Genomic DNA, 13,618 nt, shown 5'->3' with positions numbered 1-13,618 from the left:
TTTCCAGAACTCATTAAAGTTGTTCGGTATTTTTTCAAGAAATTGAACTTTCAATTTCAGTAATATTACGCTCGACCAATCTTAAAAATGCTATGTAAATTAGGACGCATTCTACACAAATATCAGTGAGGATCGATAATGAACTTAACGAAAAATTTAAAATCTTTAGAAGTCACTGTGTCCAAACTTGTTGCCAAAGCATGGATGGACGATGAATTTCGCAAGCGTTTCATCAGCGAACCAACTGAAATTCTTCGCGAAGCGGGAGTTTTCATTGAAGATTTTGTAAAAATCGTTGTCAATCAAGATTCGACCAATGCTCCAGTTCTTCAAGGAGCTGACGGCATGACCATCTACCAAATCAATCTGCCCCCCAAACCTAGCGATTTAAGCGACGAACAGATTAGCGCTTGGAGTTTAGGCGGAGTGGACGTAGCATCTGCTTGCCGTAGCTGCTGCTAAGATATTGATTTTTTTACATCAAATTTCAAAAGTTTCCTAACTAGAAGATGGGTTACGCTACATACGCCTAACCCATCCTCATTTATTTATCCATCACCCAATAGATAACTTAAACGCTCGACGGAATATGACAGATGCGAGAATGCCTCCGGTACGCTGCGCGATCGCGTTTCTGGGGCTACTTACGTGTCTAGGGAGTGGTTCTCAGGCAGCGGCTGCCAATCTTAATTTAAAAACCAGCCCAGTACAACGGCGGATAGCGACAGTAAGCCATCCAGACGATTACATAACGTCGGTTTTTAATGGCGTTGCCAGATTAGCAGGGCAAGAAAGCAATCGTCATTCTTGTGCGGGATCCCTGTTAAAAACAGGGTTGCATCTTCTCACTGCTGGTCACTGCGTTTTTGAATTTAAGCCCCAGGACTTCGTGTTAGACTTTGGCGAGATTAAGCTTTCGGCTGCCCAATTTTTTATCCATCCAGAATACGAGCATTCCATTGTCGCCAACGATATTGCCATTATCGAGTTAATAACCAAAGCCCCGCAGCAACTGACTCGATACGATATCTATCGAGACAACAACGAAATCGGGAAAGTCTTTAATTTAGTAGGGTATGGGGCATTTGGGACGGGCGATCGCGGTGCGGGGCTTTCGCTTGCAGACTTTGACTATCAAAAGCGTTTAGGTAAAAATACTTACGATGCGTCGGGAGAACTTTTAAACGGCTTAATTCCGGACTTTCCCATACTTCCGGGCACGCTGGCATATGATTTTGACAATGGTCGTCCCGAAAATGATGCTTTTGGGGTTGTTTTCGGATCCCAATATGCCAATTTAGGACTGGGGTTAAAAGAAGTCAATTCGGCACTGGGCGATTCTGGCAGTCCAAATTTTATTGATGGGCTAATTGCTGGCATTACTTCCTACGGTTTTGGTGCTAACTATAGCGATCGCTTGTTATCCACAGATCTCACGCCAACACGGACAGACTCAAGTTTCGGTGAATTTTCAGTCGATACCCGCGTCTCTTTTTATGCTCGGTGGATAGATAGCGTTCTCCAAAACAACAACTCAGTTTCTATCCCAGAACCTAGCCCGCTTACAGGACTAGCGATCGTCAGTGCAGGCTTTCTCTTAAAACGAAACAAATATCGCCATGATTAATCGCGGTTCTATTCTTTCTTACTTATTGCTCTTCTTTGTGCCTTTGCGACGGACGCTTGAAGCGCGGACGCAGGTTCCGCACGCGTGTCCTCGCCTTTGCATGAGATAAAAAAATCCATTTACCAAAGATAAAGATGCTTAACCAACCCAAATTTAAAAGTTGTTTTCACGTCGAAACCGTAGAATCTGTCGGCGTATTTCTGCTCTCCGAATCAGAGTATTTTACCCTTACGGGTCGTCTATACGAACTCTTAGCGCCTTTAATTAATGGACGCAATTCCATTGACGATATCGTTAACCTTTTAAGAGAACAAGCCCCTGCTGCCGAAATTTACTACGCACTCATGCTGATGGAGCAAAAAGGCTACTTAGTAGAAGGTAACGAGCCTTTATCATTAGATATCGTAGCATTCTGGGAGCTTTTAAACTGCGATTCTCCTAAAACCGCAAACCGATGGCAAACAACTAAAGTCTCCGTCACTTCCTTTAGCACTCTCCCAGCGCAATCGCTTATCTGTGCCCTCACAGCGATGGACATCCAAGTAGAGAAGGAAGGAGACTTAGATATCGTAATCGTTGACGACTATCTGCAAGTCGAGTTAGAAGTATTTAACCAAAAAGCAATCCAATCTCAACGTCCGTGGATGCTCGTTAAGCCAGCAGGCACTAGAATTTGGATCGGGCCGATCTTTAATCCCGACAAAACAGGTTGCTGGGAATGTCTAGCGCAACGCCTGCGAGCAAACCGCCCCGTGGAAACATTTATCCAGAAACAAAAAGGCATCTCCACTCCTTTGCCGACATCTTTTGCCAAGCTACCTTCTACGCTACAAACAGGACTCAATTTAGCAGCGACTGAAGTCGCTAAATGGATTGCCCAAGGAGAAAATAAAGCCTTAGAAGGCAATCTCATTACTTTTGACACTCTATCTCTACAAATCCAACATCACGCTTTAATCAAGCGTCCTCAATGTCCTGTCTGCGGAGATCTCGAATACTCGAAGATCGACAGGGAACCTTTACCCGTTATCTTAGAAAGCCGCAAGAAAACCTTTACCACTGATGGCGGACATCGCTGCGTTACGCCAGAAACAACCATCAAAAAATACGAGCATCACATCAGCCCGATCGCGGGAGCTGTTAGAGGACTCAAACGGGCATCTCAGTTTACCAACAGTTTAACGCCGATTTATGCGGCAGGACACAACTTTGCCACCATGTTCGATAATTTATTCTTCCTGAGGGAAAATTTGCGGGGGAAAAGCGGCGGCAAAGGAAAAACCGACATTCAGGCAAAAGCCAGCGCGCTTTGCGAAGCACTCGAACGATATTCTGGCATTTATCAGGGCGACGAAATTCGACGCAAAGGCACCTACAAGACAATGGGAGAGGCTGCCATTCACCCCAATCATTGTATGAATTTTAGCGATCGCCAGTATCAAACCCGTCGAGAATGGAATAACATTTGTCCCAGCTTTTTTCAAAGAGTCCCCGATCCCTTCGACGAAGACAGAGAGATTGAATGGACACCGATTTGGTCTTTAACCCACAAAGAATTTAAATATCTGCCGACGGCTTATTGCTATTATGGCTATCCCAAACCCGACAGTCCCTATTGCTGGGCTGACTCTAACGGCACTGCGGCAGGAAATACTAAAGAAGAAGCGATCCTGCAAGGATTTATGGAGTTGGTCGAGCGAGATGGTGTAGCCTTGTGGTGGTATAACCGCCTCAGGCAACCCGCTGTAGATTTAGACAGTTTCGACCAACCTTACTTTCAAGCGCTCAAAGACTATCATCGCAATCTCAACCGCGAACTGTGGGTACTCGATCTCACCAGCGATCTCAATATCCCCGTATTCGCAGCTATCTCGCGAAGATGCGATTGCCCTCCGGGCAGCAGCAAAGCCGATCGCGATGTAGAAGATATTATCTATGGATTTGGCGCTCATTTCGACCCCATTATCGGCATAACGCGCGCCCTCACAGAACTCAATCAGGTGCTTCCCGCTGTTTTATCCGTTGCCCCCGATGGCAGCACTCAATATACCCTCCCCGATCCTTTAGCAATGGACTGGTGGCAGACGGCTACCGTACAAAATCAGCCTTATCTATTGCCAGATGAAAACATTGCTCCAAAAACCTATGCCGACTATTCTCGATGGGAGAATGACGATTTGCTCGTCGATGTGATGGCTTGCGTGGATATTGCTGCCCAGCATGGGATGGAAGTGTTAGTCCTCGATCAAACTCGCCCCGACATCGGTTTAAACGTCGTCAAGGTAGTTGTTCCCCAAATGCGGCACTTTTGGAAAAGATTGGCTCCAGGACGGCTTTATGAAGTTCCGGTGAAGTTGGGCAAGTTGTCAAAGCCATTGCAGGAGGAGCAATTAAATCCTATTCCGATTTTTCTTTAATTTGGAAGGGATTCAACCCCAATCCAAAAGCTAAAATCGCCGCGCCCTATGCAAGCGAAGCGTGGGAGCAGCGCTAAAATCGAAAATCTAAAATCCTTTCATCCAAAATCAATGTTAAAAGGTTATCAAATTATTGATTCAGACGGTCATGTGACAGAACCCATCGAAATCTGGGAAGAGTATCTCGAACCGGAATTTAAGAGTCGCGCTCCTTATCAAGAGGTATCTTCAAACACGGAAGGGGTTATTAATCTCGATATCTTTTCTCCGCCGCTCAAGAATTTAAAAGTCGAAGGCGAGAGAATTTATCACAAGATATCTGATGCGGTCTGGACTGAGGGAGTCAAGCTCATCATCCAAGAGTACGCCAAGCAGGGTTCTAGCGCCCTTGGTTGCCATCCAGAAGCTCATGCTCAGGCGATGAAACGGATGGGCATCGATATTTCTTTTCTCTATCCGACGACTGGCTTATGGATGTTCGCGATCGATACAATGGACGCACAACTTGCTGGAGCGCTCGTTCGCGCCTATAACAATTGGCTGCGAGATTTTTGTAGCTACGATTCGCTATTGTTTAGGGGTGTAGGGGCAATTAATCTGCACGATCCCGATGAAATGGTTCCAGAGTTGCGACGAATTGCAGATTTTGGCTGGAAAGCCGTATTTTTGCGCCCGAATCCAGTCAAAGGACGACTTCTCAGCGATCCGGCTTACGAACCATTTTGGACTGAGTGCGAGCGCCTGGGAATAGCCGTGAGTATTCATGAGGGTAGCCATAGTCGGTTGCCGACTACAGGAGCAGATCGATTTAATAGCCGTTTTGCCATGCACGCCTGTTCTCATCCGATGGAACAAATGATGGCGTTTTTGGCTTTAGTTGAAGGAGGAGTTTTAGAACGTCACCCCAATCTTAGAGTCGCATTGCTTGAGGCGGGTTGCGGCTGGTTGCCTTACTGGTTATGGCGGCTAGACGAAGCCGAGTATAAGCACCTCGCTTGGGAGGTGAAAGATAACGTGAAGATGAAACCTTCGGAGTACTTCCGCCGTCAGTGCTTTGTCTCGATCGAGCCGGACGAGCCTTATCTACCAGAAATTATTAAATATATCGGCGACGACAATTTACTTTTCGGTTCTGATTTTCCCCATATCGACCACGATCCGGAGGCACTAGAAGAAGTTATCGATCTCGAAGAAAGACTATCTAAGAGAACCGTACAAAAAATTTTGTGGGATAATCCCATGCGTTTTTATGGACTGGGTTAATGTTTGTCATTTGTCCTTTGTCACTTGTCGCTTGTCTTTTGTACTAATAACCAATGACCAATGACCAATGACCAATTAACCACGAACCACGAACCAATACCCAATTTGATACTTTCTTTTAAAAAAGATATCTTTTTAGACGAACGAGCGGGCGATGAATTTGTCTTGCGATCGCCCACTGTTACTGTCGATCTCAAACATCTTCCGATTGGAATTAAAGCGGCGATCGCTATTCTTGCTACGGAAGAAGTCACTGAGGAAGAACTCTGCCATCCAATTTTAATCACTGATGGGAATTCTGCTCTACCGCAGTTTTATTACTATCTCCAACAATTTATTACTCTTGGCTGGATTTGTCATACCATTCGCGCCGGTGATTTTTCTCTTGCTACCCTCATTCCCATTGCAACGCCCTACCAGTTTGAGTTTTCTAAGGCAGCGCCAGATAGAAAATATGTGCTGTCTCGTTTTGTCTATTGTCATCAAAATCACGAGCAATTTGTCATAGAATCCCCTTTATCCCATGCCAAAGTCGTTTTCAGAGACTGGCGCAGTGCGGCGATGGTGAATCTACTTGCCCAACCCCAAGATTGTCGTGCCTTAACAGAAATTCCTGGTATATCGGTAGATACGGCACAAATGTTTTTAAGCCTTCTCTTGAGTGGCAAAATGCTTTCTGAAATTGACGAAAATGGAAAGATTTTAGAAGAAGAAAATGAAACTTTAGTCCAATGGGAATTTCACGATCTCTTATTTCATTCTAGGAGTCGCAGTGGCAGACATTCCAATCCCGTCGGCAAAACTTATCGCTTTTTGGGTAAAATTCAACCGCTGAGTGCTGTTAAAACTCAAAAAGCTAATGAAATTATCGAGCTATATAAACCCGATCTGCAAAAACTTCTAGAAGCAGATGTTCCCTTGACACAAGTTTTAGAACAAAGAAAATCTGTTAGAATTCATGGAGATAAGCCAATTTCCGCGACACAGTTAGGCGAATTTCTTTATCGTTGCGCGAGAATCAAAGCGATCGGACAAAAAGAATATATAGAATGCAGCGCTCGCCCTTATCCGTCTGGGGGAGCTTGTTACGAGTTAGAACTGTATATTGTTGTCAATACTTGTGAAAGTATTCCTTCTGGACTCTATCATTATTGTCCTCAAAATCATCAATTGGCGAAAATCGCCGCCAGAAACGGCTATATAGAAGCACTTTTAAAAAATGCTAGCCAAGCAACTGGCGAATCGTGTTTGCCACAAATATTAATTATTCTTACTGCTCGATTCGCTAGAGTGAGTTGGGCTTATGAATCTATTGCCTATAGCCTAATCTTAAAGCATGTGGGGGTTTTGTATCAAACCATGTATTTAGTGGCAACAGTAATGGATCTTGCGCCTTGTGCCCTGGGACAAAGCAATTCCGATCTATTTGCAATGGCGACAGGAATAGATTACTATTCTGAATCCTCAGTAGGAGAATTTATTTTGGGTAATATCAAATCCGTTTAATTAGTCATAAGTAGTGCGTTTGCTTTTGCGTAGCGGAGCCGGAGGCTCTCAGCGTGCCCGGAGGGCATCCATCCCGAAAAGCGACTCCTGTTGGTCGCACTACTTACAGGTTGTCCCAAAAGTCCCAAAAGTATAGAATGTGCAAGGTACTCCGCCGCGAGACAGCGGAGTCTGAAAAGCACTTCGTCATGTTGAGCGTAGCGCTAGCGAAGCGAAACATCTTCTACCAATTCGAAATTGGCAATTATCAGTTCGCAATTAGTCAGCAGCTCTGGGTATAAGGCTTTTTCATTGAGCATCTTTAACGTTCTTTTTTAGGAATGGGATTACACTGCGATCGTAGGGAATTTTCTCGATCGAAATATTTTTTATGGATTGTAAATTAGAGAAAGATTAACCTATTGTTAAATTAATAAAGAGAATGCGATATCGTAGGCGAAAATAGGTTTAATAAAACAAAATTTCCAATTAATTTAAGCTTTTAAGCTATAAGTTTAAATTCAATAGTTTACTGGCTAGGAAATAGTTGCAATCCGCTATTGAGTAGAGCTTGAAACAGTTAATAACCTATTGAAAAAACGCTTTGCATAGAGAATTCCTATGACTTTTATCGCTAATAATTCAGCTGACTCTATAGAGTTATGCGATCGCAAACTCGATCCTCTCAAAACAGCGACAGGGGTTTACGTAACCGTCCACGGTCATTTCTATCAACCTCCTCGCGAAAATCCCTATTTAAACGCGATCGAGCGGCAACCGAGTGCCTATCCCTTTCACGACTGGAACGAACGAATTCACCACGAATGCTATCGCCCCAATGCCTTTGCCAGAGTAGTTAACGATCGCGGCGAAGTGGTAGGGATTGTCAATAATTTCGAGTATTTGAGCTTCAATATCGGACCGACTTTAATGTCTTGGTTAGAAAATTATGACATCGAAGTCTACCAACGCATCATCGAAGGCGATCGCAAAAGCTGCGATCGCCTTAACGGTCATGGAAACGCGATCGCGCAAGTATACAATCACATCATTCTGCCGCTAGCCAATCGACGCGATAAATATACCCAAATTCGCTGGGGCAAAGAAGACTTCCGCAAGCGATTCGGACGCGATCCCGAAGGCATGTGGCTTGCCGAAACCGCCGTCGATTATGCCACCCTAACAGCCCTCATCGATGAGGGAATTCGCTTTATCGTCCTCGCTCCCACTCAAGCCGAACGCTGTCGCCCCTTCTCTACCGAAGACGATCCCGAACCCGAATGGCACGAAGTTGGCGGCGGGCAAATCGATCCCACTCGTCCCTATCGCTGTTTCATCGACGACGGACGCTACATCGATATTTTCTTCTACGACGGACCCATTTCCGGCGACATGGGATTCGACGACGTGCTGCAAAGTTCTGACTGTTTTGCCGCACGCATCGGACAAGCGGTTAAAGGCGATCGCCGCCAGTCTCAACTCATCAGCGTTGCCACCGATGGAGAAACCTTCGGACATCACAAAAAAGGCACGGAAAAATGCATTGCCTATGCTTGTGCGGTCGAGTTTCTCAGACGAGACTGGACAGTGACCAACTTTGCCCATTACCTCAGTCTCACTCCTCCCACTTGGGAAGTCGTCCTCAAACCCGTCACCGCTTGGAGTTGCTCCCACGGGGTCGATCGCTGGCAAGACGACTGCGGCTGCGGCGGGGGTGGCGAATGGCACCAGCAATGGCGGCGACCCCTGCGCGATGCTCTCGATTGGCTGCGAGACGAGCTAGTTAAGGTTTACGAAGAGACGGGACGCAAGTTTTTTAAAGATCCCTGGCTGGCAAGAGATGAATATATTCAAGTCATCCTCGACCGTTCTACCGATAAGGTCGAGCAGTTTCTCAGCCGCCATCAAAATCATCAACTTGCATCGGCTGAAAAAACAGACGCATTGCGCCTGCTGGAAATGCAGCGCCATGCCTTGCTAATGTACACCAGTTGCGGTTGGTTTTTTGAGGAACTGTCCCGTCCCGAAGGCGTGCAGATTCTCCGCTATGCTGCCCGCGCCCTAGAATTAGCTGGCGAGATTGCAGGAGTTCGCCTAGAAGAAGAATTTGTTCGTCGTTTAGCGTTAGCTCCCTCTAACTTGGATCGTTATCGAGATGGGGCAGAAGTTTATCGCCAGTTAGTCGTGTCGGCGCAAATTAGCACTAAACAAGTCGCAGCCCATTACGCCATTAGCTCTTTGTTTACCAATTATCAAGAGCAACAGCGGATCTACTGCTACGATGCCCAGCAGCTAGATTACCACAAACAATACATGGGGGCGCTGACGCTGGCAGTAGGACAGGTACGCCTCGTCTCGGAGATGACTTGGGAAGAAGGTCACTTTGTCTTCGCCGTTTTGCACCTGGGGGGATGGGATTTTCACTGTTGCATCCAACCATTTTCGGGGCGGCTTGCCTACACCCAACTCAAAGAGCAGTTATTCGAGACGCTAAAACAAGCCAGCGCTGCTCAGATCGTCTTAGCCATGAGCGAATTGTTTGACGATCGCTCCTTTAGCTTGCAACATCTGTTTGTCGAAGAACGGCATCGGATTATGCAACAGTTGGCGGAAAATACCAAAAAGCATCTCGATCGCGTTTACACTCAGGTTTATCGCGATAATTACAACATTCTGGTCGCTTTCCAGCGCGATGAACTACCCGTTCCCGTCGAGTTGCAAATGGCGGCAGAAATCGCCCTCTCTCACCGTTGTTCGACAACAGTAACGGAACTCGAACGGGCTGCCGACGATCCCCAAGCAATACTCAATTACTTAGCAGAATTAGTCGCGATCGCAACAGAAGCCGAAGGCTTGCGCTGCCAGCTTAAGATCCCAGAAGCGAAGAAAACGCTAGAACAACTGATCCTTCGTTATTTGTGGCAACTGTTGCACGAAAGCGATCCCACTACGCTAGAAGCCGATATCCAACGGTTAGTCCGAACAATTGAGGTAGGAAAGCAACTGCGCGTCGGTTTATCTTTGGATCGAGCACAAGAACTCTACTACCACTACTTGTACGAGCAGATCGTACCCAATTATTTTCAAAATGAACGATCCCAAGAAGCCGCCTGTCGTTGGACTGCCTCTCAACTTTGTCCTCTGTTGGGATTGGGTCAAGAGTTAGGCATAGATGTCAGTCCTTGGTTGTAATCTTACTGTGGGTCTCTATGCTGAAATTAGATAAGTTGCATGAGGTTGCATGAGTAATTGCTCCATTCACTTGCGATCGCGTTCATTTGTTCCAGAATGCGGTTGTCCTTTATACCAATGACCAATCAACCTATGATTTAGACTTTTTTCCTCCATCAATTTCACTGCATACCTCATAAAAATCCGTAATCGGAGGTTTAGCAAATAAGGGATTCATTTTCTTTAAAATCTGATTATAAGTCTCACTTTGGTTAGATTCCATATCCTCTATTTTTTCCCACATGATGACGGCAATTCCTTCATCGGTTCCTGGTTTTTGTAGGAGAAAAGCTCCTTTAAAACCATGGGTATACATAGACACTGCCTCTTCGTAGAGCTTTTGTGCTTCTGAAAAGCAGCCCGGTTTGAATTCGCCAATCGCAACGTAGGCATACTTATGTCTAAGAAAATCATGAAATTCTGTCATGTTTAACCTCAAATTTTAAGCTCTTTCTTACCCAATCTTGATAGACAGACTTTTAATTTTAGATTAAATGCTAACCTTCATAGCAAAAATTAATTAATATTTAAATATTTTCTTAATCTATCAAAATCAAATTGAGATTGGCTTGACATTAAAATGATTAATTGCTAAAAACCCATTTCAAACAGAAGGGGAGCGAAAAGGCATCCGGCACAAAGTGCCTCCGTCCCCTGCTATAAAAATGCTTAAGAATTTCTCCCAATCTGAATATTCTTAACTCGCACGGGAACGCAAGCATGAGTCATCTGAGCAACCTGCATCGGTTCGCCTTTACCGCACAGATTCGTGCCACATTGCACTCTTTCAGAAACAGTACCAATCGCATCGACGCTATTCCAAAAATCCGTTGTCATCGAATGATAGGTGACATTCTTTAACATCCCTACCACTTTACCATTTTCAATTTTCCAGAAAGCATCGCCACCAAATTGAAAATTGCGTCGCTGCTGATCGATGGAAAAACTACCAATTCCGTCGATTAAAATCCCCTCTTTAGTATCGGCAATCATCTCTTCTAAAGTTGCCGTATGACTGTCGCCATCTTCTCCTGGTTCTAATCCTAAATTGGGAATGCGCACCATCGGAACGCTCGACCAACTGTCGGCGTAGGCACTACCATTGCTGCTACCGCGACCTAACCGATGGGCAGTTTCCCGGTCGGTAAGATAATCGACTAAAATACCATCTTTGACGACGTGCCATTTTTGTGCTTTCACGCCTTCGTCATCGTAACCCATAGTACCGCGTCCGCCTGCTTGGGTGCGATCGGCGACAAAATTAATCCAAGGCGCGCCGTATTGCAGCTTGCCCATTTTATCGGTAGTAGCAAAGCTGGTTCCGGCAAAGTTCGCTTCATAGCCATATACCCGATCTAATTCGGTGGGATGTCCGACGGATTCATGAATGGTCAGCCATAGGTTAGTGGGTTTGAGAATTAAGTCAGTTCTAGTGTTGGACGGACCATCCGGTGCGTGGACTTTTTCGATCGCTTCTTCTGCCACGCGGTCTACATTCGCCAACAAATCTGAAGGGTTAATATGTTCGTAACCGAGATTTAAGGGCGATCGCTCGTAGGTGCGGCTTTGTGCGTCTCCATTGGCGATCGCCATACAACCAAATCCCGCATAGCTGCGATAGATGGTTTGCTCGATCAGCGATCCTTCTGTGGAGGCAAAGGTTTTCTCTTCGCGGGTGAAATTAAGAAAGGAGTAGGCTTTTTTGATGCCTTTTTCTTGATAGCCGAGCAAGCGCCCTGTAAGATCGAGCAGAAGTTCTGCTTTTTGAGAAATCGGAACGTCAAAGGGATCGATTTCGATGGGAGTGATGTAGCGATCGCGGTACGCTTCTACTGGAACTAAGCGAACGGGTTCTTGTTGGGTTAGATGACTCCCTTTAGCAATTTCTACTGCTTGGGCAACGATGCGAGCGATTTCTTCTGGCGTTTTGCGGTGACTGGCGGCAAAACCCCAAGCACCGTTGAGAAGGACTCGCACGCCAAAACCAGAACTGACGTTATCGCAGAGATTGCTCAGAGAGCGATCGCGTGCGCTAAAGCGTTGATTGCGATAGGTGCAAAGACGTATATCGCCGTATTCGCAACCAGCTTGACGAATCAGTTCGATCGCCAGAGTCGCTAATTCGGTGGGAGTAATCTGTGCGGGAGCTTGTACCATGAAACGATAATCAAAGAAATAGACAACAAGATCGGTCTAATTCTCAATTTTAGTATTTGTTCTTAGACGGCTTGCGTTTGCCCAAGGCTGCCGCGTTATCATCTTCATTGGCAAAGCGAATCTCTATCATGAGATCTGCCTACTTAATAGATCTAATTTGGAGCAACAGAAACTATCCCCTCTTTCGGATCGATCTCGATCGCAGCTAATCCAAATTGAGAGATTACCCATGCATTTGTAGTCAGATGTTCGGTAATTTCAGTAACTCGATACTGACTTGCATCCCCTGCTAAAGCGGTTGGTAAAAGAAGTTGATCGCCTAAATGTTTATCGACAGGCGCTCCCTTGGCGTGAAACTCCAGCAATTCTTGAACGGCTATTTCTGCCACTCGTTCTGCTGGAAGTCCTTGCCGCCCCAAGGCATTAAATCCAGCCCGACTAAATTCGTATTCGGCTGTCAGAAAAATTCCTGCTCCTGGCGTTCTGCCCCTCTCTCTCAAAGGTTTCACCTGAGCCTTGAGGTGCTCCTGGTGCAATAGACTTTCTGCGCGGCTAGCCATTCGTTGAGGAATATGAGACGGTAGTTCTGTCACCACCGCCAATCCCCGCACTTGTTGCAAGTTTCCTCGCTCTAACAACTGAATGCCTCTCAAGGTGCCGCTGCCCTTCACCCGCAATTCTACCTCGCCGCCGCCAGTAGGATACCAACCCCACGCGCGTAGATCTACTTCTGCTTGTACGCCAAGTTGCTTTACAATGGGCAGATAGACTTGTTCGATATAAGTGACGGGAGGACTCCAAGGAACGTGCGTACCTCCTTTGAGAATGACCACTGAGTCTCCCTTTGATAATGCTAGTGGAAGGAGAATAGTCTGTAAGATCAAGGTAACGGCTCCAGCAGATCCTCCTTCTCTTGCCTCGGTGACATCGAAAGTATAGCGCCCTGCCTGGGCAGCACGATTGGGAATGAATTCTAAGGTTGTCGAACCCAGCGCATCGCCTCGAATTTGCGCTTGACAAACCGCCGCCGCTGCCCGCACGGAAGTGAGATGTTGAGCAGCCAATCCGGGTTTGGGACGACCTGCCCGAATTTTCTCAAGACGAAGGGGTTGACCTGTAATAGCAGCTAAGCTGAGGCTGGTGCGGAGTACTTGACCGCCGCCTTCGCCATAAGAGCCATCAATGGTAATCATATGTAGTCGAGCAAAAGTGCCAGAAGCTTGATGGAATGACCGCTATAATCAGAGAAATAATCAGGACTGCTATGGCAAACTTAGCACAGCTCGTCGCGCGATCGAGATTTTATGAACGAGTGATTCAAGTATAAGATCTGTACTTAAGATATGTACTATTTTAACGAACCTAACCTTATTCTCTAGCTACTAAATGAGACTCCTTCTGATTTGAGTCAAGTTTTTAGTTGTAGTTTAATGAAGAT

The 13,618-nt window shown here is 45.9% G+C and carries 9 protein-coding genes; 6 read left to right on the top strand and 3 right to left on the bottom strand.

All coding sequences use genetic code 11. The features are described from left to right. Positions 1 to 138 precede the first annotated feature (138 nt). The 6 genes from PLE7327_RS07700 to PLE7327_RS07675 all read left to right on the top strand — a co-directional run bounded on the left by PLE7327_RS07700 (position 139) and on the right by PLE7327_RS07675 (position 9,984). On the top strand, positions 139 to 462 hold the full coding sequence (locus PLE7327_RS07700; RefSeq protein ID WP_015143291.1) for a nitrile hydratase subunit alpha: 324 nt from the start codon (positions 139 to 141) through the stop codon (positions 460 to 462). A gap of 127 nt (positions 463 to 589) precedes the next feature. Continuing rightward, positions 590 to 1,627 (top strand): trypsin-like serine protease, encoded by a 1,038-nt coding sequence (locus PLE7327_RS07695; protein ID WP_015143290.1) that lies wholly within the window; start codon positions 590 to 592, stop codon positions 1,625 to 1,627. 134 nt (positions 1,628 to 1,761) lie between these two features. Then, positions 1,762 to 4,044, top strand: a complete 2,283-nt coding sequence (locus PLE7327_RS07690) for a TOMM precursor leader peptide-binding protein (protein ID WP_015143289.1) — start codon at positions 1,762 to 1,764, stop codon at positions 4,042 to 4,044. A gap of 111 nt (positions 4,045 to 4,155) precedes the next feature. Further along, positions 4,156 to 5,307 (top strand): amidohydrolase family protein, encoded by a 1,152-nt coding sequence (locus PLE7327_RS07685; RefSeq protein ID WP_015143288.1) that lies wholly within the window; start codon positions 4,156 to 4,158, stop codon positions 5,305 to 5,307. A 60-nt stretch (positions 5,308 to 5,367) separates the two neighbouring features. Continuing rightward, positions 5,368 to 6,813, top strand: a complete 1,446-nt coding sequence (locus tag PLE7327_RS07680; protein ID WP_015143287.1) for a SagB family peptide dehydrogenase — start codon at positions 5,368 to 5,370, stop codon at positions 6,811 to 6,813. Between the two features lie 600 nt (positions 6,814 to 7,413). Then, positions 7,414 to 9,984 (top strand): DUF3536 domain-containing protein, encoded by a 2,571-nt coding sequence (locus PLE7327_RS07675; RefSeq protein ID WP_015143286.1) that lies wholly within the window; start codon positions 7,414 to 7,416, stop codon positions 9,982 to 9,984. 130 nt (positions 9,985 to 10,114) lie between these two features. Here the strand turns inward: PLE7327_RS07675 and PLE7327_RS07670 are convergent, their stop codons facing one another. The 3 genes from PLE7327_RS07670 to rtcA all read right to left on the bottom strand — a co-directional run bounded on the left by PLE7327_RS07670 (position 10,115) and on the right by rtcA (position 13,373). Then, positions 10,115 to 10,450 (bottom strand): hypothetical protein, encoded by a 336-nt coding sequence (locus tag PLE7327_RS07670; protein ID WP_015143285.1) that lies wholly within the window; start codon positions 10,448 to 10,450, stop codon positions 10,115 to 10,117. Positions 10,451 to 10,692: 242 nt separating this feature from the next. After that, a complete protein-coding gene (locus tag PLE7327_RS07665; RefSeq protein ID WP_015143284.1) occupies positions 10,693 to 12,180 on the bottom strand; it encodes a TldD/PmbA family protein in 1,488 nt (495 codons plus the stop codon). Positions 12,181 to 12,332: 152 nt separating this feature from the next. Continuing rightward, a complete protein-coding gene (gene rtcA / locus PLE7327_RS07660; RefSeq protein ID WP_015143283.1) occupies positions 12,333 to 13,373 on the bottom strand; it encodes an RNA 3'-terminal phosphate cyclase in 1,041 nt (346 codons plus the stop codon). Positions 13,374 to 13,618: the final 245 nt, after the last annotated feature.

The organism is Pleurocapsa sp. PCC 7327, assembly GCF_000317025.1.
In the GTDB taxonomy this organism is placed as follows: domain Bacteria; phylum Cyanobacteriota; class Cyanobacteriia; order Cyanobacteriales; family Microcystaceae; genus Hydrococcus.
The sequence above is the reverse complement of the archived record's forward strand: the minus strand, read 5'-3'. Positions and strand labels throughout refer to the sequence as shown.

Excerpts from the sequence above, each read along its gene's own strand:
- PLE7327_RS07700 (WP_015143291.1), top strand. The coding sequence starts at position 139 with ATGAACTTAACGAAAAATTTAAAATCTTTAGAAGTCACTGTGTCCAAA.
- PLE7327_RS07695 (WP_015143290.1), top strand. The coding sequence starts at position 590 with ATGACAGATGCGAGAATGCCTCCGGTACGCTGCGCGATCGCGTTTCTG.
- PLE7327_RS07670 (WP_015143285.1), bottom strand. The coding sequence starts at position 10,450 with ATGACAGAATTTCATGATTTTCTTAGACATAAGTATGCCTACGTTGCG.
- PLE7327_RS07685 (WP_015143288.1), top strand. The coding sequence starts at position 4,156 with ATGTTAAAAGGTTATCAAATTATTGATTCAGACGGTCATGTGACAGAA.
- PLE7327_RS07665 (WP_015143284.1), bottom strand. The coding sequence starts at position 12,180 with ATGGTACAAGCTCCCGCACAGATTACTCCCACCGAATTAGCGACTCTG.
- rtcA (WP_015143283.1), bottom strand. The coding sequence starts at position 13,373 with ATGATTACCATTGATGGCTCTTATGGCGAAGGCGGCGGTCAAGTACTC.
- PLE7327_RS07690 (WP_015143289.1), top strand. The coding sequence starts at position 1,762 with ATGCTTAACCAACCCAAATTTAAAAGTTGTTTTCACGTCGAAACCGTA.
- PLE7327_RS07675 (WP_015143286.1), top strand. The coding sequence starts at position 7,414 with ATGACTTTTATCGCTAATAATTCAGCTGACTCTATAGAGTTATGCGAT.
- PLE7327_RS07680 (WP_015143287.1), top strand. The coding sequence starts at position 5,368 with ATGACCAATGACCAATTAACCACGAACCACGAACCAATACCCAATTTG.